Source organism: Stenotrophomonas sp. DR822, assembly GCF_019793815.1.
GTDB lineage: Bacteria > Pseudomonadota > Gammaproteobacteria > Xanthomonadales > Xanthomonadaceae > Stenotrophomonas > Stenotrophomonas indicatrix.
On the sequence record NZ_CP081826.1, the window covers coordinates 1,009,881 to 1,034,729 of the forward strand.

General features: G+C 66.4%; 25 protein-coding genes and 4 tRNA genes. 15 read left to right on the forward strand and 14 right to left on the reverse strand.

The window, feature by feature from the left end:
- Nucleotides 1-60 precede the first annotated feature (60 nt).
- Both K5K93_RS04605 and K5K93_RS04610 read left to right on the forward strand, forming a co-directional pair.
- Complete coding sequence (locus tag K5K93_RS04605) at nucleotides 61-1,281, forward strand: ATP-binding protein (protein ID WP_093819996.1); 1,221 nt, start codon at nucleotides 61-63, stop codon at nucleotides 1,279-1,281.
- Complete coding sequence (locus K5K93_RS04610; RefSeq protein ID WP_032952096.1) at nucleotides 1,278-1,847, forward strand: response regulator transcription factor; 570 nt, start codon at nucleotides 1,278-1,280, stop codon at nucleotides 1,845-1,847. Before K5K93_RS04605 ends, K5K93_RS04610 begins: the two co-directional genes overlap by 4 nt.
- 91 nt (nucleotides 1,848-1,938) lie before the next feature.
- Here K5K93_RS04610 and pgi read toward each other — a convergent pair whose 3' ends face one another.
- The 7 genes from pgi to pcnB form a co-directional block, all read right to left on the reverse strand.
- Entirely contained in the window at nucleotides 1,939-3,453 is a 1,515-nt protein-coding gene (gene pgi, locus K5K93_RS04615) for a glucose-6-phosphate isomerase (RefSeq protein ID WP_059063792.1), read from the reverse strand.
- Nucleotides 3,450-3,830: an aspartate 1-decarboxylase gene (panD, locus tag K5K93_RS04620; protein WP_004153087.1), complete on the reverse strand. Its 381-nt coding sequence runs from the start codon at nucleotides 3,828-3,830 to the stop codon at nucleotides 3,450-3,452. The genes pgi and panD overlap by 4 nt, the downstream gene beginning before the upstream one ends.
- A gap of 87 nt (nucleotides 3,831-3,917) precedes the next feature.
- On the reverse strand, nucleotides 3,918-4,412 hold the full coding sequence (locus K5K93_RS04625) for a hypothetical protein (protein ID WP_222389969.1): 495 nt from the start codon (nucleotides 4,410-4,412) through the stop codon (nucleotides 3,918-3,920).
- Between the two features lie 72 nt (nucleotides 4,413-4,484).
- Nucleotides 4,485-5,324 carry a pantoate--beta-alanine ligase gene (panC, locus tag K5K93_RS04630; protein WP_032977891.1) on the reverse strand — a complete coding sequence of 280 codons (840 nt, stop codon included), beginning with the start codon at nucleotides 5,322-5,324 and terminating at the stop codon, nucleotides 4,485-4,487.
- A complete protein-coding gene (panB, locus tag K5K93_RS04635; protein WP_093820002.1) occupies nucleotides 5,321-6,136 on the reverse strand; it encodes a 3-methyl-2-oxobutanoate hydroxymethyltransferase in 816 nt (271 codons plus the stop codon). The genes panC and panB overlap by 4 nt, the downstream gene beginning before the upstream one ends.
- Before the next feature lie 34 nt (nucleotides 6,137-6,170).
- Entirely contained in the window at nucleotides 6,171-6,656 is a 486-nt protein-coding gene (folK, locus tag K5K93_RS04640; protein WP_222389970.1) for a 2-amino-4-hydroxy-6-hydroxymethyldihydropteridine diphosphokinase, read from the reverse strand.
- Nucleotides 6,657-6,659: 3 nt separating this feature from the next.
- Complete coding sequence (gene pcnB / locus K5K93_RS04645) at nucleotides 6,660-8,039, reverse strand: polynucleotide adenylyltransferase PcnB (RefSeq protein ID WP_222390971.1); 1,380 nt, start codon at nucleotides 8,037-8,039, stop codon at nucleotides 6,660-6,662.
- 49 nt (nucleotides 8,040-8,088) lie between these two features.
- Here pcnB and K5K93_RS04650 point away from each other — a divergent pair.
- Nucleotides 8,089-8,163: transfer RNA gene (locus K5K93_RS04650), tRNA-Glu, on the forward strand.
- 446 nt (nucleotides 8,164-8,609) lie between these two features.
- Here K5K93_RS04650 and K5K93_RS04655 read toward each other — a convergent pair.
- Complete coding sequence (locus K5K93_RS04655) at nucleotides 8,610-10,034, reverse strand: sugar porter family MFS transporter (RefSeq protein WP_117310098.1); 1,425 nt, start codon at nucleotides 10,032-10,034, stop codon at nucleotides 8,610-8,612.
- A gap of 185 nt (nucleotides 10,035-10,219) precedes the next feature.
- On the opposite strand from K5K93_RS04655, the gene fdxA reads away from it, so the two are divergent.
- Entirely contained in the window at nucleotides 10,220-10,543 is a 324-nt protein-coding gene (gene fdxA / locus K5K93_RS04660) for a ferredoxin FdxA (RefSeq protein ID WP_005409054.1), read from the forward strand.
- 238 nt (nucleotides 10,544-10,781) lie between these two features.
- On the opposite strand, the gene K5K93_RS04665 is transcribed toward fdxA, so the two are convergent.
- Nucleotides 10,782-11,297 (reverse strand): hypothetical protein, encoded by a 516-nt coding sequence (locus K5K93_RS04665; protein WP_025879442.1) that lies wholly within the window; start codon nucleotides 11,295-11,297, stop codon nucleotides 10,782-10,784.
- A 32-nt stretch (nucleotides 11,298-11,329) separates the two neighbouring features.
- Nucleotides 11,330-12,223, reverse strand: a complete 894-nt coding sequence (gene dapA / locus K5K93_RS04670; protein WP_025879443.1) for a 4-hydroxy-tetrahydrodipicolinate synthase — start codon at nucleotides 12,221-12,223, stop codon at nucleotides 11,330-11,332.
- 164 nt (nucleotides 12,224-12,387) lie between these two features.
- Between dapA and K5K93_RS04675 the strand changes: the two genes are divergently transcribed.
- The 10 genes from K5K93_RS04675 to K5K93_RS04720 all read left to right on the forward strand — a co-directional run bounded on the left by K5K93_RS04675 (nucleotide 12,388) and on the right by K5K93_RS04720 (nucleotide 18,459).
- On the forward strand, nucleotides 12,388-12,948 hold the full coding sequence (locus tag K5K93_RS04675) for a glycine cleavage system protein R (RefSeq protein ID WP_025879444.1): 561 nt from the start codon (nucleotides 12,388-12,390) through the stop codon (nucleotides 12,946-12,948).
- 91 nt (nucleotides 12,949-13,039) lie between these two features.
- Nucleotides 13,040-13,519, forward strand: coding sequence for a peroxiredoxin (locus K5K93_RS04680; protein WP_093820011.1), 480 nt, complete (start codon nucleotides 13,040-13,042; stop codon nucleotides 13,517-13,519).
- A gap of 84 nt (nucleotides 13,520-13,603) precedes the next feature.
- A complete protein-coding gene (locus K5K93_RS04685; protein ID WP_025879446.1) occupies nucleotides 13,604-15,004 on the forward strand; it encodes a PhoH family protein in 1,401 nt (466 codons plus the stop codon).
- Between the two features lie 20 nt (nucleotides 15,005-15,024).
- On the forward strand, nucleotides 15,025-15,507 hold the full coding sequence (locus K5K93_RS04690; protein WP_222390972.1) for a hypothetical protein: 483 nt from the start codon (nucleotides 15,025-15,027) through the stop codon (nucleotides 15,505-15,507).
- Between the two features lie 10 nt (nucleotides 15,508-15,517).
- On the forward strand, nucleotides 15,518-16,186 hold the full coding sequence (locus tag K5K93_RS04695) for a YoaK family protein (RefSeq protein WP_059063786.1): 669 nt from the start codon (nucleotides 15,518-15,520) through the stop codon (nucleotides 16,184-16,186).
- 228 nt (nucleotides 16,187-16,414) lie between these two features.
- The gene (thiD, locus tag K5K93_RS04700; RefSeq protein WP_222389971.1) at nucleotides 16,415-17,224 is read left to right on the forward strand and encodes a bifunctional hydroxymethylpyrimidine kinase/phosphomethylpyrimidine kinase; all 810 of its coding nucleotides are present in this window, start codon (nucleotides 16,415-16,417) and stop codon (nucleotides 17,222-17,224) included.
- On the forward strand, nucleotides 17,221-18,147 hold the full coding sequence (locus K5K93_RS04705) for an alpha/beta fold hydrolase (protein WP_093820017.1): 927 nt from the start codon (nucleotides 17,221-17,223) through the stop codon (nucleotides 18,145-18,147). The genes thiD and K5K93_RS04705 overlap by 4 nt, the downstream gene beginning before the upstream one ends.
- A tRNA-Arg gene (locus K5K93_RS04710) sits at nucleotides 18,138-18,214 on the forward strand. The genes K5K93_RS04705 and K5K93_RS04710 overlap by 10 nt, the downstream gene beginning before the upstream one ends.
- 58 nt (nucleotides 18,215-18,272) lie before the next feature.
- Nucleotides 18,273-18,349, forward strand: a tRNA-Arg gene (locus tag K5K93_RS04715).
- A gap of 33 nt (nucleotides 18,350-18,382) precedes the next feature.
- Nucleotides 18,383-18,459: transfer RNA gene (locus K5K93_RS04720), tRNA-Arg, on the forward strand.
- 638 nt (nucleotides 18,460-19,097) lie between these two features.
- Here the strand turns inward: K5K93_RS04720 and K5K93_RS04725 are convergent.
- Nucleotides 19,098-20,018 (reverse strand): LysR family transcriptional regulator, encoded by a 921-nt coding sequence (locus tag K5K93_RS04725; RefSeq protein ID WP_222389972.1) that lies wholly within the window; start codon nucleotides 20,016-20,018, stop codon nucleotides 19,098-19,100.
- A gap of 140 nt (nucleotides 20,019-20,158) precedes the next feature.
- Here K5K93_RS04725 and K5K93_RS04730 point away from each other — a divergent pair, with 140 nt between their 5' ends.
- Nucleotides 20,159-20,860, forward strand: a complete 702-nt coding sequence (locus K5K93_RS04730) for a pirin family protein (RefSeq protein WP_025878940.1) — start codon at nucleotides 20,159-20,161, stop codon at nucleotides 20,858-20,860.
- Between the two features lie 54 nt (nucleotides 20,861-20,914).
- Here the strand turns inward: K5K93_RS04730 and K5K93_RS04735 are convergent, their stop codons facing one another.
- The 3 genes from K5K93_RS04735 to K5K93_RS04745 all read right to left on the reverse strand — a co-directional run bounded on the left by K5K93_RS04735 (nucleotide 20,915) and on the right by K5K93_RS04745 (nucleotide 24,848).
- Entirely contained in the window at nucleotides 20,915-23,110 is a 2,196-nt protein-coding gene (locus K5K93_RS04735; RefSeq protein WP_222389973.1) for a TonB-dependent siderophore receptor, read from the reverse strand.
- Nucleotides 23,111-23,266: 156 nt separating this feature from the next.
- The gene (locus K5K93_RS04740; protein WP_222389974.1) at nucleotides 23,267-23,962 is read right to left on the reverse strand and encodes an alpha/beta hydrolase; all 696 of its coding nucleotides are present in this window, start codon (nucleotides 23,960-23,962) and stop codon (nucleotides 23,267-23,269) included.
- Between the two features lie 94 nt (nucleotides 23,963-24,056).
- A complete protein-coding gene (locus K5K93_RS04745; RefSeq protein WP_222389975.1) occupies nucleotides 24,057-24,848 on the reverse strand; it encodes a Fic family protein in 792 nt (263 codons plus the stop codon).
- Nucleotide 24,849 lies beyond the last annotated feature (1 nt).

Below are 24,849 nucleotides of genomic sequence, written 5' to 3' on the forward strand. Positions count from 1 at the left end.
GTCCGGCTGCGGCCGATTGTCGCAGGCAGCCGCCCCCGCGAACGCATACGATGGGCGCGAATGACCGGTCCCGACGCCCCGTTTCTCCGAACCCTGTGCAGCCTGCGCTGGTTGGCCGTGGCTGGCCAGGCGGCCACCATCCTGGTTGCGACCTGGGTGCTGGGACTTCCCTTGCCGCAACTGCCGCTGTGGTCGGGCGTGGCCGTGCTCGCCGTATTCAACCTGTATACGCAGCTGCGCCCGGAGCCGGCCGATACCGCGCCGCTGACCGCCTTCGGCCACATCCTGGTGGACGTGATCATCCTCACCTGGATGGTCAGCTGGAGCGGCGGCATCGCCAATCCGTTCGGCTCGCTGTTCCTGATCCTGATCGCCCTGGCGGCCTTCGCCCTGCCCCTGCGCTGGGCCCTGGCCGTGGCCAGCGCCTGCCTGCTGGGCTACGCCGCCAGCGGACTGTTCGGGCAACCGCTGCCGGCGGGCTATTTCAACGCACTGGACCTCAATCGCTGGGGCGTGATCGCCACCTTCCTGCTGTCCGCTGCGGTCGTACTGATCTTCTCTACCCGGCTGGCGATCGCGCTGCGCGAGCGCGAGCTGGAACTGTCGGCACTGCGCGAACGCTTCGCGCGCAACGAGGGCATCGTCGCCCTGGCCACGCATGCAGCCTCGGTGGCGCATGAACTGAACACGCCGCTGGCGACGATGACCCTGCTCGCCGACGACGTGGCCGAACGCAGCGAAGAGCCGGAAGTGCGCGAGGACATGGAAACCCTGCGCGAACTGCTGGTGCAGTGCCGGGAGCGCGTGCTGGCCCTGGCCGCCCCGGCCTCCAATGACCGCCCCGGGCGCGCCCACTCCACGGCCCAGCAGGTGCTGGAGCAATGGCGGCTGGTGCGCCCGACCATCGACCTGCATCGCAACGACGACGCACCGCTGCGCCTGCCGCTGGACCCGGGCGTCGGCCACCTGCTGATGGTGCTGCTGAACAATGCTGCCGATGCCGGCGAGCAGGCCGGCCGACCACGCGTCGATCTCAGCCTGCGCATCGAAGGCGACGACCTGATCGGCGAAGTGCGCGACTACGGCCATGGCTTCAACGCCCGCGCCGCCGTGCTGCCGGGCAAGCTGTTCGGCAGCAGCAAGAGTGAAGGCATGGGCGTCGGTCTTGCCCTGTCCCATGCCACCATCGAACGCCTGGACGGCGAGATGTGGATGCGCCCGGCCCAAGGGGCCGGTAGCCGCGTCGGCTTCCGCCTGCCGTTGGCCCCCCGCGAGGAATGACCATGACTGCTTCCACCCTTGGCCTGCTGGTCGACGACGACGAACTCTACCTGCGCACCCTGCAGCGCAGCCTGGCCCGCAAAGGGCTGGAGACGCAGACCGCACAGGATGCGGCCAGCGCGCTGGCACTGGCCCGCCAGCATCCGCCGGCGTTCGCGTTGATCGACCTGAAGCTGGGCAGCGATTCCGGCCTGGCCCTGATCCAGCCGCTGCGCGCCCTGCGCGCGGACATGCGGATCCTGCTGGTGACCGGCTATGCCAGCATCGCCACCGCAGTGGAGGCGATCAAGCTGGGCGCCGACGACTACCTGCCGAAACCATCGACGGTGCCGATGATCCTGCGTGCGCTGGGCGAGGAAGACGATGGCCCCGCCGATGACGGCGAGATGGAAGTGCCCGATGCGATGACCCCGATCAGCCGCCTGCAGTGGGAACACATCCAGCAGGCGATGCATGAAACCGGCGGCAATGTGTCGGCGGCCGCGCGGCTGCTCGGCATGCACCGGCGTTCGCTGCAGCGCAAGCTGGCCAAGCGGCCGAGCCCGGAACGCGATCCGAGCCGGTGAAGCGTCGTCGTATTCGCCGGGCATGGCCCGGCGCTACCGGCATGACGAAGGGTAGCGCCGGGCCATGCCCGGCGGCATTCCCTGCCCGCGCTCAGCCCTTCAGCTGCGCCAGCAGCTCACGGGTCAGCGGATCATTGATCTGGACATCCTCGCCCTGCAGGGCCGGCAGCAGGCCACTGGCCAGCTGCTTGCCCAGTTCGACACCGAACTGGTCGAAAGCGTTGATGTTCCAGATCACCGACTGCACGTACACCGCGTGCTCGTACATCGCGATCAACGCGCCCAGCGCCTGCGGGGTAAGCGCGTCGAGCAGGATCATCGTGCTCGGGCGGCCGCCCGGGTAATCGCGGTGCGGATCGTCGCTGCCCTGGCCGTTGGCCAGTGCTTCGGTCTGCGCCAGCAGGTTGGCCATCAGCGCCTGGTGGTTGACCGTATACGGATCATCGTTGTGCACGCAGCCGATGAAGTCGGCCGGGATGATGCTGGTGCCCTGGTGCAGCGCCTGGAAGAAGCTGTGCTGCACATCGGTGCCCGCACCGCCCCACCACACCGGCACGGTGTCGGTGGTGACCGGCTGGCCATCGCGCTGCACGCGCTTGCCCAGGCTTTCCATCACCAGCTGCTGCAGGTAGGCCGGCAGCAGCGCCAGGCGCTGGTCGTAGGTCATCACCGCATGCGTGGCGTGGCCCAGCAGATTGCGGTTCCAGATGTCGGTCAGGCCGTGCAGCACCGGCAGGTTGCGCTCCAACGGCGCGTCCAGTGCATGCGCATCCATCTGCGCGGCACCTTCCAGCAGCTGCTCGAAGCGCTCGAAGCCGATGGCCAGTGCGATCGGGAAACCGACGGCCGACCACAGCGAATAGCGGCCGCCCACCCAGTCCCACATCGGCAGCACGCGCTCGGCGGCGATGGCGAAGGCCTTGGCGGCGCGTTCCGGATTGGCGCTGACCGCGTACAGACGGTCGCTGCCGCCCAGCCAGTCATGCAGGATCTGGCCGTTGAGCAGGGTTTCCTGGGTACCGAAGGTCTTGGAGATCAGGATGCCGGCGGTCTTCGCCGGATCCAGCGTGGCCAGCGTGCGCTGCATGGCGGCGCCGTCCACGTTCGACACGAAATGCACGCGCAGGCGTGCGCCTGTGACCGGGCGCAGCGCATCGGCGACCAGTCGTGGGCCGAGATCGGAACCGCCAATGCCGACGCTGACCACATCGGTCACGCCGCTGTCTTCCAGCGCGCGCACCAGCACGCCCATGCGCTGGCGGATGCCGCGCGCGGTGGCATAGGCCTCGGCCGCCACCGGTGCATCGACTACATCGCCGCGCAATGCGGTATGCAGCGCAGCGCGGCCTTCGGTCAGGTTGACCTGCTCGCCACGGAACAGGCGCGTGATGGCGCCGCCGACATCACGTTCGGCAGCCAGCGCCAACAGCGCCTGCAACGCTGCGGCATCGTATTTCTGCCGGGCGAAGTTGACATACAACGGACCGACCCGCAGCGCCAGGTCCTGTACACGGCCGGGTTCGGCGGCGAGCAGGCCGGGAATGCTTGCGCCCTTCAGGCGCTGGGCGTGGGAATGCAGCGAGTCGAATCCGTTGTTCGTTGTCATGCGGCCTGGGTCGGGATCGTGTCGTTGGTGTGGGAGATCTGGTTGTTGCCATCCACGTACACCAGCTTCGGCTTGAAGCTGTCGGCTTCCTGCTCGGTCATGCTGGCGAAGGCGGCAATGATGATGATGTCACCGACCTGCACGTGGCGCGCAGCGCCACCATTGAGCGAGACGACACCGCTGCCGGCTTCGGCGCGGATCGCATAGGTCGAGAAGCGCGCACCGTTGGTCACGTCCCAGATGTGCACCTGCTCGAACTCACGGATGCCGGTGGCAGCCAGCAGGTTGTCATCGATGGCGATGGAGCCTTCGTAGTTCAGCTCGGAATGGGTGACGGTGGCGCGGTGGATCTTGGTCTTGAGCAGGGACAGGTGCATGGGGGCGCTGCAACGGCAAAGGAAAGAGCGGATTCTAGCACCCACGCGGCAACCGTCAGGTAGCGGCCGCAGGATGCTGAAGACCGTTCAGCCGGTGCGCTGCTGCGCGCCCGGCGATGGCGCCGCGGCACCGGCCAGCACGGCCCGGAACACGGCATGGAACGCCAGTCCGGCCATCAGGCCGAATCCGGCCGCCACCAGTACCGGGAAGGCATAGCTGGCCCAGTCGAAGTTTCCCGCAGAGGACAGCAGGCTCATCAGAGCGCCGCCAGAGCCGTCGGGCCAGGCACAGGTGGCCATGGCCAGCGCGCCCAGCCCTGCCCCGACCAGCGCGAACCACACCCAGCGCAGGCGGCCGGAAGACAGCAGGATCAGGCCCATCGGCAGCAGCACCGCCACGGCGTGGGCGAAGGCCAGCACGAACATCAATGCGGCCGCCAGCGCGGCCGTGGCCACTTCCTGGCCGAGACTGAGACCGGCAATCAGGCCACCGATCACCAGCGAAGGCAGCAGCGCGGCGGCGAACACCGCCAGGATCGCCGCCACGGCACGGCGGCCGGGGCTGGCTGGAAACGAGGTCATATCGGCAGGTCATCCTTGTCCGGCGAACACGGGCGCCCACTGCGGGCGCCCTGCACAACCGCGCGGGGCGGTTCAGAACTCCAGGTTGTCGATCAACCGGGTGGTGCCCAGGCGTGCGGCGATCAGGGCCACGCGGCCGCCGCCATCGAAACTCGGCTCGGCCAGCTCCGGAGTGCGCAGTACCGCGTAATCCACCTGGAAGCCCGCTGCCTGCAGCGCAGCGACGGCGTCGGCCTCGATGCGTTCACGCGCGTGCCCGGCCACATAGCCTTCGCGCATGCCCAGCAAGGTGCGGTGAAGGGTGGTCGCCAAGGGGCGCTGCTCGGCGCTGAGGTACTGGTTGCGCGAGCTCTTGGCCAGGCCATCCTCATCGCGCACGATCTCGGCACCGACGATCTGGATCGGGAACGACAGCTCGGCCACCATCTGCTTGATGACCGCCAGCTGCTGGTAGTCCTTGCGGCCGAACACGGCCACATCCGGCTGTACCTGCAGGAACAGCCGCGCCACCACCGTGCACACGCCATCGAAATGGCCCGGGCGGCTGGCGCCTTCCAGCACCTCGCTGACGCCAGGCGCATGCATCTGCGTGGTCTTGTCCACGCCCAGCGGGTACATCGCTTCGACGCTGGGCAGCCACACCGCATCGCAGCCCACCTGCTCCAGCCCGGCCACATCGGCTTCGGGGGTGCGCGGATAGCGGCTGAAATCCTCGTTCGGCCCGAACTGTGTCGGGTTGACGAAGATGCTGGCCACCACCTTGTCGGCGTACTGCTTTGCCAGGGTGACCAGCGCGTGGTGCCCGCCGTGCAGGTTGCCCATGGTCGGCACCAGCGCCACGCGCAGGCCCTCGCCCTTCCACTGCGCGATCTGCGCGCGCAGCGCACCGAGTTCGTTGAAGGTCTGGATCATTGGGCGTACGCGTGTTCGTCGTCTGGGAAGCTGCCATCGCGCACGGCATCGGCGTAGGCACGGGTGGCGCCGGCCACCGAACCGCCTTCAGCCAGGAAGTCCTTGACGAACTTCGGGCGACGGTGGCCGCTGTCCAGGCCGAGGAAATCGTGCAGCACCAGCACCTGGCCGTCGCACTGCGGACCGGCACCGATACCGATGGTCGGCACCGGCACCGCGGCGGTGACGGCGGCGGCAACCGGGGTCGGCACGCATTCGAGCACCATGATGCTGGCACCGGCTTCAGCCACGGCCTTGGCATCGTCCACCAGCTGGCGCGCGGCATCGCCACGGCCCTGGATCTTGAAGCCACCCAGGCGCAGCACCGACTGCGGGGTCAGGCCCAGGTGCGAACAGACCGGGATCTCGCGCTCGACCAGGTAGCGGATGATGTCGACCTTGAAGCCGGCGCCTTCGATCTTGACCATCTCCGCACCCGCCTGCAGCAACTGCAGCGAAGCATCCAGCGCGCGTTCCGGGGTGGCATCGGCGCCGAACGGCAGGTCGGCGATCAGCAGCGCACGCTGCAGCACGCGGGCGACTGCGCGGGTGTGATAGACCATGTCGGCGACGGTCACCGGCAGGGTCGAATCGTGCCCCTGCACGACCATGCCCAGCGAATCGCCGATCAGGATCAGGTCGACGCCATTGGCATCGAAGGTGCGGGCAAAGCCTGCGTCGTAGGCGGTCAACATGACCAGCTTCTGGCCATTGCGCTTGGCCTCGGCCAGGGCGGGAACGGTCCAGGGCTTGCTGTCTGCGTGGGTGCTCATGTGCTGATAACCGGGGGAGATAACCCGGGCATTATCACCCTAACGGCGCGATCCCGCAGGCATCCACCCGCATCACTGCATCCCGTACGCGACCGTGGCCGGGAATGGCCAGATCGGCGGCGATTTCGGCCAACGGCACCAACACGAACGCACGCTCGTGCAGGTAGGGATGCGGCACCTTCAGCTCGGGCAGGTCCAGCACCTGCTCGCCGAACAGCAGCAGGTCCAGATCCAGCGCACGCGGCCCCCAGTGCACGGCGGGGTCGCGTACGCGGCCGAAGCGCTGCTCCAGCGCGAGCAGGGCCTGCAGCAGCTCGACGGCGGGCAGATCGGTGTCGACCGAGGCCACTGCGTTGACGAACGGCGGCTGGTCCTCGTTGCCCCATGCCGGCGTCGCATACAACCGCGAGGCCTGCGTCAGCCGGGTTCCGGGCAGCCCGTCCAGCGCGGCAATGGCCGCGCGGACGGTGTTGGCTGCGTCGCCAAGATTGGCGCCCAGCCCGATCCAGGCACCGGTCATGGATTACTCGGCAGCACCGGCAGCTGCGCCATCGGGACGACGACGGCGACGACGACGCTTGCGCGGCGCTCCACCCTCCTCATCGCCGGCATCGCTGTGCAGGGAATCCAGCGACGAATCCAGCTCATGCCCGGACTGCGCCTGCGCTTCACGCCAGAACGCAACGTCGGCTTCGTGCTCTGCCGATGCCACCTGGCGCAGGGCCAGGAAATCGAAGGCGGCACGGAAACGGGGGTGGCTGAGCGTGCGCATCACGCGCTTGCGCTGGCGCGAACTGAAGCGCGCCTGCAGCAGCCAGATCTCCTGCATCGGCAGCGAGAAACGGCGCGGCAATGCAATGGTGCTCAGCTGCTGCACGGTGACACGGTCGGCGGCACGACGCTGTGCCTCTTCCGGTGCCACGCCCTGCTTGAGCAGCATTGCCTGTGCGCGGCAATACGCCGGCCACAGGAGCAGCGCGAACAGGAACGCCGGCGACACGGGCTCGTCATTGGCCACGCGTGCATCGGTGTTGGCCAGGCCCTCGACCAGCATGCGACGCAGCGCGCCGGTGCGGTTCGACTTCAGCGCCTTGGCGCTTTCCGGGAACAGCACGTCGAACAGGCCGTAGCGTTCCAGTCCTTCGAAGCTGGCAACGCCATGCCCGGACAGGAACAGCTTCAGGACTTCCTCGAACAGGCGCGCCGGTGCGGCTTCGTTGAGCAGGCCGGCCAGCTGCGGGATCGGTGCGGCGGTGCCCTCTTCGATCTGGAAACCGAGCTTGGCCGCCAGGCGGACCGCACGCAGCATGCGCACCGGGTCTTCCTGGTAACGCTGCACCGGGTCGCCGATGAGCTTCATCAGGCGTGCCTGCACGTCTTCGAAGCCACCGGTGTAGTCACGCACCGAGAAGTCCTCGATGGCGTAATACAGGGCATTGCAGGTGAAGTCGCGGCGGATGGCGTCGTCTTCGATGCTGCCGTACACGTTGTCGCGCACGAGCATGCCGTTTTCCATTTCGCGGTCGCCGCTGCCGTCATCGATGTTGGCACGGAAGGTGGCGACTTCGATGATCTCGCGGCCGAACACAACATGGGCCAGGCGGAAACGGCGGCCGATCAGGCGGCAGTTGCGGAACAACTGCTTGACCTGTTCGGGCGTGGCATCGGTGGCCACGTCGAAATCCTTGGGTTGGCCATTGACCAGCAGATCGCGCACCGCGCCGCCGACAAGGTAGGCGCCGAAGCCGGCATCGCGCAGTCGATAAAGCACGCGCAACGCGTTCGGGCTGATGTCCTTGCGGGAGATCGTGTGCTGGTCGCGCGGGATGACGCGCAGGCTGAACGGTGATGTAGCAGAGGAAATGATGTTGGCGCTTCCGGTTGAAGTTTCGGGATTGCCCAATGGCATCGAGGTGCATATACTAGCGCTCCTGCACCGGCAGCGACACACTGCTCCCTTCGTCTAGTGGTTAGGACGTGGCCCTCTCAAGGCTAAAACAGGGGTTCGAGTCCCCTAGGGAGCACCAGTCGCCGCAGCAGGAACCGAAAAAGCCCGCCTTGTGCGGGCTTTTCTGTTTTCCGGATTCGTGTCGCCGACTGGGCTGGTCGCTTGAGCGCCTCCCTGCTATCGGCTTGAGCCGGCGGGGTCACCCAGGGCAGGACACGCCGTGAACCCATCCATGGGGTCTCGATGGCGCCATCCATGGCGCCAACGGTCCTGCCCTGGGTGACCCCGCCGGCTCTGGACGGTTTCCCGCGCGCTGCAGCAGCAGCCGACCAGCGCTTCAGTGCATCCGCTGGCACCGTGAAACTGTCAGGAGGGGGCAGGCCGCCCTCTCCAGGACCGTTGGCGCCATGGATGGCGCCATCGAGCACCATGGATGGGCTCTTGCGTGTCCTGGAGAGGGCGGCCTGCCCCCTCACACCGTGGACAACCAGGCGCCGACGAAATGCAACCGAAGCCAGGCACACGTCAGCCTTCCATCTGCTCCAGCTCTTTGCCCTTGGTCTCGCGCACGTAGCGGATGACGAAGATGATCGAGAGGATCGCGGCCACGGTGTAGATGCCGTACGCACCGGCCAGGCCGATGCCGGCCAGCAGCATCGGGAAGGTCACGGTGATCGCGAAATTCGACGTCCACTGCGCCGCCCCGGCCACGGCCAACGCCGGGCCGCGGATCTGGTTCGGGAACATTTCGCCCAGCATCACCCACATCACCGGGCCCCAGGACATATTGAAGAACACCACATAGACGTTGGCCGCTACCAGCGCCAGCCGGCCCATGCCGTCGGACAGCTGCAGGCGCCCCTCGGCCAGGCTGCCACTGGCGAAGGCCACCACCATCAGCACCAGGGCCACCGACATGCCGACCGAACCGACCCACAGCAGCGGCTTGCGGCCGATGCGATCGATCAGCACCACCGTCAGCAGGCAGGCGCCGATGCTCAGCGCACCGGACAGGACGTTGATCAGCAGCGCATCGCTTTCCGAGAAACCCACCGCCTGCCACAGCACCGCGCCGTAATAGAACACCACATTGATGCCGACCAGCTGCTGGAACATCGCCAGGCCGATACCGACCCAGACAATCGGTCGCAGCTTGCCGGTGGCCTTGTTGAGCAGGTCGCCGAATCGCGGCTTGTGCTGGTCCTGGGCCAGGCTTGCTTCGATCTCGGCCTGCTTGTTCACCGCGGCACGTTCGCCGTACAACCGGCCAAGCACCGCCCTCGCCTGCGCCTGCCGGCCCTTCATCACCAGGAAGCGCGGGCTTTCCGGGATCACCAGCAACAACAGCAGGAACAGCAGCGACGGCAGTGCCTGCATCCAGAACATCCAGCGCCAGGCTTCCTGCCCCAGCCAGAGCGGCTCGGTCGACGCACCCGCCGCCCGGGCCAGCAGATAGTTGCTGAGGAACGCGGCGAACAGGCCGCAGATGATCGCCATCTGCTGCACGGTCGCCAGCCGGCCGCGATAGCGCGCAGAGGCGACTTCGGCGATATAGGCCGGCGACATCACGCTGGCCGCACCGACAGCGAACCCGCCGAGCACGCGTGCGCAGACGAACAACCAGGAGGCATGTGCAGCGCCGGCGCCCAGCGCCGACACCAGGAACATCACGGCCGCCACGATCAGCACGCCGCGACGTCCCAGCCGATCGCCAAGCCAACCGGCCACGAACGCCCCGATTGCGCACCCCAGCAGCATCGAGGCGACCTCGAAGCCGAGCGCGGCCTCGCTGGAGTTGAAGGCCTGGCGCAGGCCGTCGACGGTGCCATTGATGACGCCACTATCGAAGCCGAACAGGAACCCGCCGAGGGTGGCGGCGCAACTGATCAGGACGATGAAGGCAGTGTTCTCACCGCCGTTGGAGGCGGCACCGGGCTGGACTGGCGACATGAAGAATCCTGCAGGGAAGGGGGCCGACCGAAGCGGGCCGGCGGCCCTGGCAGCGTCGCACAGGGCGGGCACGCCGCCAAATGGGCCTTCGCCCCCCCCATCCCCCCACTTTCACACGGCAACCGACACCGGGGGCCAACCTGTTCTAGAATTGGCAGGTTCAGAAAGCGATTCGCCCTCTACCCATGCCATTTGTCGTCACCGAAAACTGCATCAAGTGCAAACACACCGATTGCGTGGAAGTGTGTCCCGTGGATTGCTTCCACGAAGGCCCGAACTTCCTGGTGATCGACCCGGACGAGTGCATTGACTGCACCCTCTGCGAACCCGAGTGTCCGGTCAACGCGATCTTCCCGGAAGACGATGTTCCCGCTGGCCAGGAAGGTTTCGTCGCCCTCAATGCAGAACTGGCGAAGGAATGGCCGGTGCTGACCGTGCGCAAGGACCCGCCGGCCGACGCCGGTGAGTGGGATGGCAAGCCGGACAAGCTGAAGCTGCTGGAGCGCTGAGGCGCAGGCACCATGGCCGTGGTAGCTGCCAACCTTGGTTGGCACAAAAGCGCCGACCAGGGTCGGCCTCTACCACGGCAGGTGCGAACCAGCAGGCAATGAAAAGGGCGCCCAGGGCGCCCTTTTCTGTTCCGGCCTTGGTAGCTGCCAACCTTGGTTGGCACAAAGGCGCCGACCAGGGTCGGCCCCTACCACGGCAGGTACGAACCCGCAGGGTCCGCACCCGCCCAACCGGCCATTACGGGGCCAGCTTGGCCTTCAGCGCGGCAATCAGCTTCACCGGGGCTTCGGCGGTGGCCGGCAGGCCACGCGGATCGACCGCGGAGATGTAGGCACCGGCGTCGACGGCGACCACGCGGACCAGGAAGTTGCTGCCTTCATAGGCCACGTCGTACGAACCCAACAGCTGGGCGCGGGTAGCGATGGTCAGACCTTCCACGCCTTCCAGCGCGGTACCGACCTTGGCGAAGGCTTCATCCTTGCTGCCGGCAATGGTGAAACCGGTGGCGCTGACGGCGGGGGCAGCGGCGGCCGGGGTGGCTGGCTTGGTCGCCGAGCTCAGGGTCGGCACCTGGTTGTTGCCGGCGCCTGCCGGCAGGTTCAGGTCCGGCGGCACTTCCAGCGGACGCACTTCCGGGGCCAGAGCGTAGTCGCCCTTGACGCCACGCTTGAAGCAACCGGTGGTGCCGGCTGCGGTGGCCACGGCAAGGAGCGCGAAGGACAGCACGCGGACGGCGGAAACGGATTGGCGCATGTGAATCTCCTGGATCAGACCAAGACGGAAGGTCAGTGGCTGGAAAGGGCTTCGAGGGCGGCGATATCGCCGGCGAGATGGTCGGCGGCAGGCGCGTGTGCGGCCGAAAGCGGCAGCAGCGGCAGGCGCAGATCGTGACCGATGCCGATCCGACGCAACAGCGCCTTGACCGGAATCGGGTTGGATTCGACACCGCAGAAGTCATGGAACGGCTGCAGGCGAGCGTCCCAGGATTCAACGGCTTCATGGTCGCGGGCAGCGGCCAGGTCGCACATCCGGCGATAGGCGCCGGGCAGCACGTTGGAACCGACCGAGATCAGACCGTCCATGCCGGCCTGGATCGAACGTGCGGCCGTGCCGTCATCGCCGGTGAGCACGGCAAACGTCGGACTGCGCAGGTCCAGCAGTGCCCGCACGCGGCCGGTGTCGCCCACCGCTTCCTTGATGCCGACGATGTTCGGATGGCTGGCGAGCTCGGCCACCGTCTCCGGCAGCATGTCGCAGCCGGTACGGCCGGGCACGTTGTACAGCACCACCGGCACTCCGGCCTGGTCGGCGACCGCGCGGTAATGCGCGATCAGGCCAGCCTGGGTCGGGCGCACGTACGGCGGGGTGACCACCAGCGCGTGGGTGGCGCCAAGCGCAGCAGCACGGCGGGTCTGCTCGATGGTTTTGGCGGTGCCGGACAGGCCGGTACCGGCCAGGACCGGAACGCGGCCGGCGATGCGTTCGACCGCGCTGGCCAGCAGCTGGTCGTACTCCGCATCGGACAGGGTGGCTGCCTCGCCGGTGGAGCCAGCAACGACAACGCCTTGGACGCCGCCCTCCAGCTGCAGGTGCAGCAGGCGCTGCCAACCGTCGGGGTCGAGTGCGCCGTCGGCCCGGAAGGGGGTCGCCAGCGCGGTGATGAGGCCGGAAAGGGACAAGGACGTGCTGCTCTTGGCTGGGGAGGGAAAACGTCCGCCACGGAAGGGCGCGGGCGTTCTGAATGTTACTTGCGGCGCGAAAGCACGGGCAAGTATGCTGGACACCGGTGGATCCCCGCCTCTGGCGGGCATTCAGACTAACGCATGCATTACCCGGAATCGCCTTGACCGACACCACCCCGCGCCCAGCGCCGAGCGAAAACCACCTCCTGATCAACGCCTATACGACGCATCCGGAGTCCCCCCTGTTGTCCGTCACCCGCCGCATCGCCGACAGCGGGTGCAATCTGGTGGATGCACGCCTGGCCACCGTGGGCCGCGACGTCTCGGTGACCGCGCTGGCCACCGGCTCCTGGGATTCGGTCGCCAAGCTGGAAGCGATGCTGACCCGGCTCGAGCGCGAGGAAGGCCTGAAGCTGGTGTGGTATCGCACCGAAGCCAAGCAGGCGCAGTCCAACCTGCTGCCGTACATCGTCGAGGTGATCGCCGCCGACAAGCCGGGCATCCTGTTCCAGCTGGCCGATTTCTTCGACCGCCAGGGCATCACCATCGAGACCCTGCAGAGCACGCGCTACCGCGCCATGCAGACCGGTGCGGAAATGTTCAGCGCACAGGTCACCATCGGCGTGCCGGCCAACATGCATATCGCCGCCCTGCGCGATGATTTCCTCGAGTTCTGCGACCACTTGAACCTGGACGCGATCATGGACCCGATGAAGTTCTGATTGAAACCCTGATTCTTCGCGCGCTCCTCACGGGCGCGTGGCGTTTCATGCAATTGTCGTAGAAAGAACCCAGGCTCGACAGAAGGACCTCATGAACAACGGCGATACCCTGGACAGCACCACCCTCTCCCTGCCGCTGGCGCTGTCCGGCGGCGCCCAGGCCACCCTCGGCGATTACGCCGGCCAGTGGCTGGTGCTGTACTTCTACCCCAAGGACAGCACCCCGGGCTGCACCACCGAAGGCATCGACTTCAACGCGCTGCTGCCCGACTTCCAGAAGGCGGGCGCGGTCGTGCTTGGCGTCTCCCGCGACTCGGTGAAGTCCCACGACAACTTCTGTGCCAAGCAGGGCTTCGCGTTCCCGCTGGTCAGTGATGCCGACGAAGCGCTGTGCAGCGCCTTCGACGTGATCAAGATGAAGAACATGTACGGCAAGCAGGTACGTGGCATCGAGCGCAGCACCTTCCTGATTTCCCCCGACAGCCGCATCGTGCAGTCATGGCGCAAGGTCAAGGTCGCCGGCCATGCCGACGCCGTCCTTTCCGAACTGAAGGCCAATCAGTCCAAGTGAGTCCCATCGCCCACTTTGTCCGCCACCACCCTGCCCTGCAGCAGGTCGTGGTGGTTTTTCCCTGTCCGTAACCAGGAACCGATGATGACCCGAGGCAAGCGCATCTACGTGCTGGATACCAACGTGCTGATGCACGATCCCACCGCGCTGTTCAAATTCGAGGAGCACGATGTCTACCTGCCCATGCAGGTGATCGAGGAGCTGGACAACGGCAAGAAGGGCACGACCGAAGCGAGCCGCAATGCGCGCCAGGTCAGCCGCTTCCTCAACGAGCTGGTGCAGGCTTCGGGCCTGGACAACCTGGCCGAGGGCATTCCGCTGCAGCGGCCGCAGGGCCTGCAGCTGCGCGGCAAGCAGAGCGTGGGCCTGCTGCGCTTCCAGACCAGCCATTTCGACGCGGGCAAGAGCTTTGGCAAGGTCATCCCGGACAACGCCATCCTCGGCGCGATCCTGGCGCTGAAGGAAGAAACGCCGGAGATCCCGGTGGTGTTCGTCTCCAAGGACATCAACCTGCGCATCAAGGCGGCCATCGCCGGCATCGTCTCGGAAGACTACGAGAACGACCGCGCGCTGGACGATTTCAGCCTGCTCTACACCGGCGCCACCGAGCTGCCGGAAGACTTCTGGAAGCGCCACGGCGAGGATCTGCGCAGCTGGAGCGACAAGGGCCGCACGCACTACGAAATCCTCGCCCAGGACGGCGAAGAGTGGTACCCGAACCAGTACGTGTACCTGCCGGGCGAAGATGAAGTCGAGCTGCGCGTCAGCAGGATCGTCGGCGATGGCAAGGTGGTGTTGTCGCTGGTCGATGACTTCCGCCACGGCAGCCATGCCGTGTGGGGCATCAGCGCGCGCAACCGCGAGCAGAACTTCGCACTCAACGCACTGATGGATCCGGAGATCGACTTCGTCACCCTGCTCGGTACTGCCGGCACCGGCAAGACCCTGCTGGCACTGGCCGCCGGCCTGGCGCAGACGATGGACCAGCAGCGCTACCGCGAGATCATCATGACCCGCGCCACAGTCAGCGTCGGCGAGGACATCGGCTTCCTGCCCGGTACCGAGGAAGAGAAGATGACGCCGTGGATGGGCGCGCTGACCGACAACCTGGAAGTGCTGACGCACAACCAGGAAGGCGGCACCTGGGGCCGCCAGGCCACCAACGACCTCCTCGCCAGCCGCATCAAGATCCGCTCGATGAACTTCATGCGCGGCCGTACGTTCCTGTCGCGTTACCTGATCCTGGACGAGGCGCAGAACCTGACCCCCAAGCAGATGAAGACGCTGATCACCCGTGCCGGCCCCGGCACCAAGATCGTCTGCCTCGGCAACGTCGAACAGATCGACACCCCGTACCTGACCGAAACCACGTCGGGCCTGACCTATGCCGTGGACCGCTTCAAGAACTGGCCGCACAGCGCGCACATCACGCTGCGTCGCGGTGAACGCTCGCGACTGGCCGATTACGCCTCGGAGGTGTTGTGAACCGCTGCACCCGTCTGCTGCTGCCATCGCTGGCCGCCGCCATTGCCACGCTGCTCGGTGCCTGCGCGACCACGCAGGGACCGGCCAGCGTGCCGACCACAGAACGCAGTGGCCAGTCCTGGGTGGTCACCCGCCCGATCATCGCCGCGCAGGTGCTCGACACCTGCTCGCGCCCCAGCCCCGGCCGCGAGGCCGGGCGGGTCAGCGGCTACTGGGCGCCGAGCCGGCAGCAGGTGGACCAGCTGGAAGCGAAGCTGGCATCGCTGGAAGCCCAGGTGCCACACGTGCTGGATTTCGATCGCCAGTACGTCGGCATCGAGCTGGATGGAAAGCAGGTGATCTACATCAACGCGTTCCATCTGCCTGAAGACAACAGCCTCCGGCCCGCCCGCGAGGCGGTACGGGTGTGCGATGGCGGCGCACAGTTCTGGGGCGCGGTCTTCGACCCGGCCAGCGGGACCTTCAGCGAGCTGCAGTTCAACGGCGGCTTCGGCGGGCCCTGAGGGGCCTGCCATGGGAATCCGCCTGCCCACCTGGGTCTGGATCGGCGCGGTCGCCCTGTCGTGCGTGGCCGGCATGGTCAATGTGGTTGGCTTCCTCGGTTTTGAACACCAGGCGGTCAGCCACATGACCGGCAGCACCAGCCAGCTCGGCATGGCACTGGCGCAAGGTGACTGGCGCGCGGTCGGCCATCTGTGGGGGCTGCTGATCGCGTTTTCGCTGGGCGCGATGGTCAGCGGACTGCTGATCCAGGACAGCGCACTGCAGCTCGGCCGGCGCTACGGCGTGGCGCTGGCATTGGAATCGCTGTTGCTGCTGGCGGCCATTCCGCTGTTCAAGCAGCATCAGATATGGGGCGCATTGGCGGCCGCGATGGCCTGCGGACTGCAGAATGCGATGGCCACCACCTTCAGTGGTGCCGTCGTACGCACCACTCATCTCAGCGGCATGTTCACCGATCTCGGCATCGGCCTGGGCCACCTGCTGCGCGGGCTGCCGCTGCAGGTACGACGCCTGACCCTGAGCGGCCTGATCATCAGCGGCTTCCTTGCTGGCGGCGTGATCGGCGCCTGGCTGTTCGTGCGCTGGCAGTACGACGCCCTGCTGGCCCCTGCCCTGCTGACCGGCCTGACCGGGCTGGGCTATGTGTCCTACCAGCAGTGGGCACGCTGGCGGCGTTGAGCATGGCGTCATCCACGCATGGCGTGGATCTGCGTTGTCCATCCGATCTTTTCCGCGATATCCACGCATGGCGTGGATCTACTGACAGTCACCAGGAAGCTATCGACACCGCCCCGCCTCCCCCGCAGAAATCCAGAGCCGCTGTTGCTGTTGCCCCGGCTTCTGCCGGTGGCGGGCGCAGCCCGGCCGGCACTACCCCCTGGCAAGGCAGCACGGCACAATCGCTGCATGAGCCCGACCACCCCCGTTTCCGCCCTGACCATCGCCGGCTCCGATTCCGGCGGCGGCGCCGGCATCCAGGCCGACCTGAAGGCCTTCGCCGCGCATCGCGTGCATGGCCTGTCGGTGATCGCCGCACTGACCGCGCAGAACACCCGCGGCGTCCGCGCCGTGCACGTGCCACCGATCGACTTCCTGCGCGCGCAGATCGAAGCCTGCTTCGACGACTTCGACATCCACGCGGTGAAGCTGGGCATGCTGGCCAACGCCGAGGTGATCCACGCGGTGGCCGATGCACTGGAACGCCATCGACCACCGCACGTGGTGCTCGACCCGGTGATGGTCGCCACCAGCGGTGCGCGCCTGCTGGAGGACAGCGCGCTGCAGGCAATGCGCCAACGGCTGCTGCCACTGGCCACCCTGGTCACCCCCAATGCACCCGAAGCGGAGCTGCTGGTCGGCCGCAGCATCGCCAATGGCAACGACGCAGAGCGGGCCGCCGCCTTGCTCCTTGATCTGGGCGCCGGTGCGGTGCTGTTGAAGGGGGGGCACCTGCACGAAGGCAACCGCGTGGTCGACCGCTACTTCGACGGCGTCAGCAACGAAGAATTCATCCATGCCCGCCTGCCACTGGATGCGCATGGCACGGGCTGCACGCTGGCCTCGGCCATCGCCGCGCAGCTCTGCAACGGGCTGAGCCTGGCCAACGCCTGCGAAGCCGGCATCGACTACGTGGCGCGCGGATTGCAGCAGGGCTATGCGCCCGGGCGCAGCGAGGTGCTGGTTCTGGACCACTTCGGCGCGGCGCCCCACGCATGAGCGATTCGCCACGCGCGCTCACTGTGAACAGCGGCGATGGCCACCGTTTCGATGTGATCGCCTGCGTGCCCGCACAGCCGCTGGCACGGCTGTTGTGGCTGCCGGCGCTGGGCGTGGCCGCGCGCCACTACCTGCCGCTGGCGCAGGCACTTGCAGCCAGGGGCGTGGCGGTCTACCTGCACGAATGGCGTGGCAATGGCAGCAGCTCGCTGCGACCGTCGCGCAGCCAGGATTGGGGCTACAGGCAGATTCTCGACCACGATCTGCCGGCCAGCCAGGCCCTGCTCGCCGACGCTGATGCTGGCCAGAACGCGCTGCCATGGATCATCGGTGGCCACAGCCTGGGCGGGCAGCTGGCCTGCGTGCACGCCGGACGCCAGCCACAGGCGTTCGATCGATTGTGGCTTGCCGCCAGCGGCACACCGTTCTGGCGCACGTTCCCGCCACCACGCGGTTGGCTGCTGCCACTGATCTATCGCTTCCTGCCGTGGATCGCGCGACGCCAGGGCGTGCTGCACGGGCGCCGGCTCGGTTTCGGCGGCACCGAAGCACGCGGACTGATCGCCGACTGGGCACGCGTAGGGCTGAGCAATCACTACGCCGCCGCAGGCATGGACGAGGACCTGGATGCGCAGATGGCGCGCGTGCACGGCAGTGCGCAGGCGGTGCTGATGGAAGACGATTGGCTGGCGCCGACCGGATCAATGCAGGCGCTGCTGGCGAAACTGCCGGATGTCGCCTCGGAATTACGCGTGCTTTCTGCGCAGGAGCTGGGTACGCAGGCCGATCACTTCGCTTGGATGAAACACCCGGAGGCTGTCGCAGAGGCGTTTTTCATTCAGTTGGGTGAAAATTTTCACAAAAGCGTTGACGACTCGCGCCGACATCCGCATAATTCCGCTCCTGTCGCAGGGCGCCCGTAGCTCAGTTGGATAGAGTACCTGGCTACGAACCAGGCGGTCGGGAGTTCGAATCTCTCCGGGCGCACCACTCGACAGACCTTCAGCATCCGCCGCTGGAAGTGCAGTAAAATTTGATTGTGTACCGCGCGCCCGTAGCTCAGTTGGATAGAGTACCTGGCTACGAACCAGGCGGTCGGGAGTTCGAATCTCTCCGGGCGCACCACACACCGATCAACACAACAAGTTTATGTAATTGGCGCCCGTAGCTCAGTTGGATAGAGTACCTGGCTACGAACCAGGCGGTCGGGAGTTCGAATCTCTCCGGGCGCACCATTACACCGAAACAGCAGGCCTCGGCCTGCTGTTTTTTTATGTGTGTTTTTTTTGGCAGGGCTGCGCCCTGCACCTGCAGAAGCAACGGCCGGAGCAACAGCAACAGCTGGCATTCCGTGGGGTGGCGGGGCGGTATGGATAGGCAGGACACGCCGTAAACCCATCCATGGGGGCTCGATGGCGCCATCCATGGCGCCAACGGTCCTGCCTATCCATACCGCCCCGCCCCTGACAGATCACCGCGATCTGCGGTAGATCCACGCCGTGCGTGGATGACTCCATTGAATTCGAATATTTCGACAGTTGAACGAAGGACATCCATGCTTGGCGTGGATCTACGTGTCGACCAAGGTCGACACCCACCAAGAGCAGGCCAAGAGCAGGCCAAGCCATTCCGGCAGATCGCGGAAATCTGTCGAAGGCGGGGTGGGTCCGGTTGCGGGAGTGTCCGCGGCATGGATGCCGCGGCCAAGCCCCCATGGACGGGTTTACGGCGTCTCCCGCAACCGGACCCACCCCGCCTCCCCACAGGAAACCAGCTTCTGCTGTTGCTGTTGCTGTTGCTTCTGCTGTTGCTGTTGAGGTTGCCGGCCAGCGGCCGGCACTACCGCAGGTGCAGGGCGCAGCCCTGCCGAACCCTACCCCTCTGCCATCGCCTGCCACCATTGCGCCAGCAGCTCCGGCCGCCGCAGGCGCTCGCGCCACCAGCGCAGGGCCGCGCCATCTTCGCCGGTGCGCCAGGCCAACCAGAAGGTCTCTTCCGGCTTGTGCTCCTCGACCTCGCGGATCACCAGCTGGCCGCGCGCCACCGCCGCGCGCGCGCAGGGCTCGGGCAGGAAGCCGAATCCCAGCCCCTGGCACTGCAGCTTCAACTTGCTGGCCATGTCCGGCACGGTCAACGTCTCCTGGCCCATCAACAGGCCCACCGTCCGTGGCAGCAGCCGCCGCGCCGAGTCGGACACGGCGATTGCGCAGTACGGCGCCAACTGCTCGCGGCCCAGCACACCCGGCACGGACGCCAGCGGATGCCCGGGTGCCACCGCAAACACAAAATCAACGCTGCCGAGCGGTTCGACCACGTAGCCCCCGCCACTGGGCCCCTCACCGGGCGCGCCCACCAGCAGGTCGGCGCGCCGGTCCAGCAGCGCTTCCCAGGTACCGGACAGTGCTTCGCCAAACAGGCGCAGCCGGGTGGGCGCCGCCACCTCGCGGAACGCGGCAATATCCGGCCCCAGCAGCCAGGTCGGGAACACCGAATCCACCGCCAGGGTCAATTCCGCCTCCCAGCCCGAGGCTACCCGCCGCACCCGCAGCTCGAGCTCCCGGGCCGCACGCAGCAGGTGCCTGCCCTCCTCCAGCAGCGCGCGCCCGGCCTCGGTCGGCTCCGCCCGCGGGCCGATCCGGTCGAACAGCTGCACCCCCAGATCCTCTTCCAGCTTGGCCACGGTGTAGGAAATGGTCGAAGGCACCTTGTGCAGGGCCTTGCCGGCGCCGGCAAAGGAGCCTCGGCGGTCGATCGCGTCCAGGATCTGCAGGGCATCGAGGCTGAGCTTGAGCATTCGAAATTTTCGATGATGTCTGTCAAAACTATCCGTTTTTCAAACCCAAGGTGCAAGCGGATACTTCTCTTCAACGGGGAAACAAAGCGGCTACCCGCCCACCCCGCCCCATCGAAACCATCGAACAAGGAGATTCCATCATGCTGCAGATCCGCAAGAGCGCTACCCGTGGCCTGGCCGAGCATGGCTGGCTGTCCTCGCGCCATACCTTCTCGTTCGCCAGCTACTACGACCCCCGCTATGTGAGCTTCGGCCCGCTGCGGGTCATCAACGAAGACAAGGTGATCGGCGGCCAGGGTTTCGGCACCCACAGCCACAGCAACATGGAGATCGTCTCCTACGTGCTGGGCGGCGCGCTGGAACACAAGGACTCGATGGGCACCGGTTCGGTGCTGCGCTACGGCGACGTGCAGCGCATGAGCGCAGGCAGCGGCGTCAGCCACAGCGAGTTCAATCATTCGGCCAGCGATCCGGTGCATTTCCTGCAGATCTGGATCTTCCCGGAGGCCGAGAACATCGCGCCGTCGTATGAGGAGACCCACTTCACGCCGGAGAGCAAGCGCGGCCAGCTGCGCCTGATCGCCTCGCCGGATGGCGCCGATGGTTCGCTGCATATCCATCAGGATGCGCGCATCTTCGCCACCATCCTCGATGGCGAGCAGAAGCTGCACCACGCCCTGGCTGCCGGCCGCGGCGCGTATGTGCAGGTGGCGCGTGGCCAGCTGCAGGTCAACGGCATCACCCTGGAAGCGGGTGACGCACTGCAGGTCAGCGACGAGGCACAGCTGACCCTGGAAAACGGCAACGACGCCGAAGTGCTGGTGTTCGACCTGAAGCTGTAACCAGCATGCCCGCGATGCCATCCGGCAGCGCGGGCATGTCCTGTTGCAACGCGATCAGAACCTGTACGTCACTGCCAGCCGCACGTTGCGCGGCTCGCCCCAGGTGTAGGTGCTGTACCAGCTGAAGATCGTGTAATAGCGCTTGTCCAGCAGGTTGTTGACGTTGACCGTGGCCGACAGGCGATCGTTGAACTGGTACCGGGCCATGGCATCCAGCAGCCAGTACGGCTGGGTGCGATGAACCACCGACGTGCCACTGGCCGGGTTGGTGATGTCGCCGAACGTGGAGTCCTGCCAGCGCGCACCGCCACCGACGGTCAGGCCCTGCCAGTCGCCGCGCAGGCGGTAGCTGGTGTGCAGGCTGAACTGGTTTTCCGGCTCCAGCGTGGTCACCTTGCTGCCGGCCTGGCGGGCGATCTTGTGCGCAAAGCCACCCTGCACCTGCCAGCCCTCGGCCAACTGCCCGGACATCTCCAGTTCGTAGCCCTTGGTGCGTACGCCCATCAGTGCGCGATAGGCGTCTTCTCCGTTGGGCGTTTTGCCGCCTGTAGGCTGGGCGAAATTGTCCTGGTCGAGCTGGAACAGTGCCGCGCTGGCATTGAAGCGGCCGTCGAGGAACTCCGCCTTCAGGCCCATTTCATAGCTGCGGCCTTCCAGCGGATCCAGTGCCTTGCCCTGTTCGTCGCGTTCGCTGTGCGGCTTGAAGATGGTGCTGTAGCTGGCATACACCGAATAGTGCTGGCCAAGGTCGTAGACCACGCCGGCATAAGGCACGAACACGCCGGTCTCGCGCGTCTGCGGCGAACGGTAGCTGGCCAGGCGGCTGCCGACGATCACCTTCAACGGGTCGGCCACGTCGAAGCGACCGACCACGTACAGGCCGTTCTCGCGGGTCACCTCATTGTTGCCATAACCGCGCTGCCATTCCGGCTCCGGGATGTCGCCCTTCCAGCTGTTGTAGTCGGCAACGGCGGTCGGGTACCCGGGCTGCGGCGAATAGCCGGTGTTGGTCCAGCGCTTGCGCGAGGCACTGCCGCCGACCACCAGTTCATGCTGGCGACCGAACAGGCCGAAATTGCCGCTCAGATAGAAGTCGGCCGCGTTGCTGACCGTCTTGCCGACGTACTTGCCCAGCCACAACGAGACGCCTTCGCCGGTGACCGGATCGGGATTGCCACCGGCCGCACCGGCCAGTGCCGCATCGTAGCCGTTGACCTGATGGTTGAGCTGCAGCTTGGCTACCCAGTCGTTGTCGAAGGTATGTTCCAGCGTGGCAAAGCCGGTGCGCACGTATTGGCGCCAACCGCTCCAGTGGGTGCCGTTGTTGAACGAGCGCGGCATGTCGTTGAAATTGCCCTGGCTGTCCAGCAGCGGAATACCGCCCCAGGTCGAGCCCTTGGGATCGCTCTCCAGCACGTCGCCACCGACTGTCAGCAGCGTGCGTTCGCCCAGATCGGCTTCCAGCACGGCATAGCCGACCTTGCTGGTGCGCTGGTAGAAATCCAGATTGGAATGCTTGTCCTGCCAGGCACCTACCGCGCGCCCGCGCACGCGGCCATCGGCGGCCAGCGGGCCGCCGACATCGACTTCGGCACGGTAGTCGTCCCAGCGGCCGACGCCCAGCGTCGCACTGCCAGCAAATTCCTTGCCCGGCTTCTTGCGCACCAGGTTGATGGTCGCGCCGGGGTCGCCCATGCCGGTCAGCAGGCCGGTGGCGCCCTTGAGCACTTCGATGCGGTCGTAGATCGCGGTATCGCTGAGCGTATTGCCGGCCGAGTACGCCGAGTCGCGTGACATCGGAATGCCGTCGTACTGGAAGTTCTGCACGGCAAAACCACGTGCGTAGTACTCGGTGCGCTCACTGTCGTAGGTGACGATGCTGATGCCCGGGGTCACCCGCATCACGTCATCGATGCCATCCAGACCGAAGTCGTCCATCTGCGCACGGGTGATCACGCTGATGGTCTGCGGGGTCTGCCGCGGAGTCAGCACCAGGCGGGTGGCGGTGGCGATGGTACCCGGCGTGTACGCGCCGCTGCCCTCGGTGATGGTGCCCAGCTGGTTGGCGGTGACCTGCACGGTCTGCAGGGTCTGCGAGGCTGTCCTGCCCTTTTCTTCAACCGGCGCCGATTGCGCCGAGGCGGCGCCGGCAGTGGCCACTGTGGTCAGCAGAAGACCATTGGCAAGGGCCCTCGCCAATGGGCGGCGACGCAGGGACAGCACGGAAAAACGAACAGGCACAGACGACACGACGGGACCTCCACGAAGGGGTGGGATCCTCTGGCGGCGGCTCGAGGGGAAGGGGGAATGCGGCCAAGGGCGGCCGGCGCAGGAGTTTACTCTCCTGCGCCCCCACTGTCGTGGGGTGGCGCCAGTGCCTGACCAGGGACTGCTGCCTGGCGATAGTCAGCCGTCGACGGCGGCTACGGCCTCCAGGATCAGTGCTGACACTTCGGAGGGATGCGAGGCCAGCGAGGCATGGCTTGCCTCCAGCTGCAGCAGGCGCTTGGGCTGCATGCGTTCGGCCATGGCCTTCTGGTTCTGTGGCGCGATCATCCGGTCCTGGCCGGAAAGCTGGTACCAGCTCGGCTTGTGCTTCCACGCCGGATCGCTGATCGCATGGCCGAAGGTGCTGGCCAGCGGCGCCTTCTGGGTCACCGCCATCACCCAGCCTTCGTCGGCACTGAGGTCCTGGCAGAAGCTCTCATGGAACTTGTCGGCACGCAGCCACAGATAGCCATCGCTGTCCGGGGCGAGGTTCGGTGCTGCTTCGGGCAGGTGCTGCTGGGTAATGCCGCCGGGGCTCTCACCACTGTCCGGCGCAAAGGCGGCGATGTAGACCAGCGCCTGCACATTCGGCTGGTTGCCGGCTTCGGTGATCACCGCGCCTCCGTAGGAGTGCCCGACCAGTACGACCGGGCCATCGATCTGGCGGATCATCCTGCGCGTCCGCTCGGCGTCGTTGACCAGCGAGGTCAGCGGCAGTTCGACCGCCTTCACCTGGTCATGGCCCTTGCGGTGCAGCTCCAGGATGACCTTGCCCCAGTGTGCGGCCCCGCCCCAGAACCCATGGACGAGGAGGATGGTCGGTGTGGTGCTCATGCGCTGATCTCCGGCGGCGGCCGGGCGGAATGCCGACCGTCGGTCTACTTTGCGCTGGCGACGTTAATCCCCGGTGAGGCCTTGGAGCCGGAATTCAGATGTGCGGAGCTGGTGCGCGTTTCAACAGTCCATCAATCCTCTGATATCCGTCGAACAATGCTGGCCGCCCCTGTTGCGGGCACAGTGCCGGGAGAAACGCGCCAGCCAACGACAATGCCTCGCTGTAGCACGTTGCCAGCATCGAAAAGTCACCTGTGCGGGCGCACAGGGCAGCCAGATGGAACAGCCGTCCCCGCCCACGGTGCAGCAGAATCAGAGCAAGCGTCAATTGAGGCGCGGCATGACCATCATGCGCGAGCGCATCGGCGGCAAACAGCATGCGTGCCGTGCGCCCATTGCCATCGGCAAACGGATGGATCGACAACAGGACCACATAGGTGGCCAGTGCCTTCTCGATACCGGACCGTTCCGTTTGCCGGCGCCGTGTGCTGAACAAGCGCACCGACGCTCGCATGGCCTGGACCGCTGAAGGTCCGCGGAACCGTTGACTGTAGGAGTTCTGCGTCGCGATCCCTATTCCGCGCATGCGCTGCGCCGGACGAAGGCCGGTGATCGTTTCCAGTGCCGCTGATAGCTGCCCCAGCGTGCACGCAGCGTGCGCGCGGTTGAGTGCCGGTTCGAGCAGTGCGTGCGCGTGTAGCAGCTCATGACGCTCCAGGTTCCGTTCAAAGAGCTCGGAACGATCAAACGAATCATGCAGCAGCAGCGCGGTTGCCACTGGCAGCGGACAAGTGACGTCCTGCCGAAGCGGAACACCACACGACAGGCGCAGCTCGGAAAAGGCAGCAGCGATCCACTGGTCGCTGCAGGTGAACGTGATATCCATG

Excerpts from the sequence above, each read along its gene's own strand:
- K5K93_RS04685 (WP_025879446.1), top strand. The coding sequence starts at position 13,604 with ATGACCCGAGGCAAGCGCATCTACGTGCTGGATACCAACGTGCTGATG.
- K5K93_RS04680 (WP_093820011.1), top strand. The coding sequence starts at position 13,040 with ATGAACAACGGCGATACCCTGGACAGCACCACCCTCTCCCTGCCGCTG.
- K5K93_RS04605 (WP_093819996.1), top strand. The coding sequence starts at position 61 with ATGACCGGTCCCGACGCCCCGTTTCTCCGAACCCTGTGCAGCCTGCGC.
- K5K93_RS04745 (WP_222389975.1), bottom strand. The coding sequence starts at position 24,848 with ATGGATATCACGTTCACCTGCAGCGACCAGTGGATCGCTGCTGCCTTT.
- folK (WP_222389970.1), bottom strand. The coding sequence starts at position 6,656 with ATGACCGGTGCCTGGATCGGGCTGGGCGCCAATCTTGGCGACGCAGCC.
- K5K93_RS04730 (WP_025878940.1), top strand. The coding sequence starts at position 20,159 with ATGCTGCAGATCCGCAAGAGCGCTACCCGTGGCCTGGCCGAGCATGGC.
- K5K93_RS04655 (WP_117310098.1), bottom strand. The coding sequence starts at position 10,034 with ATGTCGCCAGTCCAGCCCGGTGCCGCCTCCAACGGCGGTGAGAACACT.
- K5K93_RS04725 (WP_222389972.1), bottom strand. The coding sequence starts at position 20,018 with ATGCTCAAGCTCAGCCTCGATGCCCTGCAGATCCTGGACGCGATCGAC.
- K5K93_RS04705 (WP_093820017.1), top strand. The coding sequence starts at position 17,221 with ATGAGCGATTCGCCACGCGCGCTCACTGTGAACAGCGGCGATGGCCAC.
- panD (WP_004153087.1), bottom strand. The coding sequence starts at position 3,830 with ATGCACCTGTCCCTGCTCAAGACCAAGATCCACCGCGCCACCGTCACC.
- thiD (WP_222389971.1), top strand. The coding sequence starts at position 16,415 with ATGAGCCCGACCACCCCCGTTTCCGCCCTGACCATCGCCGGCTCCGAT.
- pgi (WP_059063792.1), bottom strand. The coding sequence starts at position 3,453 with ATGACAACGAACAACGGATTCGACTCGCTGCATTCCCACGCCCAGCGC.
- K5K93_RS04740 (WP_222389974.1), bottom strand. The coding sequence starts at position 23,962 with ATGAGCACCACACCGACCATCCTCCTCGTCCATGGGTTCTGGGGCGGG.
- K5K93_RS04695 (WP_059063786.1), top strand. The coding sequence starts at position 15,518 with ATGGGAATCCGCCTGCCCACCTGGGTCTGGATCGGCGCGGTCGCCCTG.
- K5K93_RS04665 (WP_025879442.1), bottom strand. The coding sequence starts at position 11,297 with ATGCGCCAATCCGTTTCCGCCGTCCGCGTGCTGTCCTTCGCGCTCCTT.
- panB (WP_093820002.1), bottom strand. The coding sequence starts at position 6,136 with ATGAGCACCCACGCAGACAGCAAGCCCTGGACCGTTCCCGCCCTGGCC.
- K5K93_RS04625 (WP_222389969.1), bottom strand. The coding sequence starts at position 4,412 with ATGACCTCGTTTCCAGCCAGCCCCGGCCGCCGTGCCGTGGCGGCGATC.
- K5K93_RS04610 (WP_032952096.1), top strand. The coding sequence starts at position 1,278 with ATGACCATGACTGCTTCCACCCTTGGCCTGCTGGTCGACGACGACGAA.
- fdxA (WP_005409054.1), top strand. The coding sequence starts at position 10,220 with ATGCCATTTGTCGTCACCGAAAACTGCATCAAGTGCAAACACACCGAT.
- panC (WP_032977891.1), bottom strand. The coding sequence starts at position 5,324 with ATGATCCAGACCTTCAACGAACTCGGTGCGCTGCGCGCGCAGATCGCG.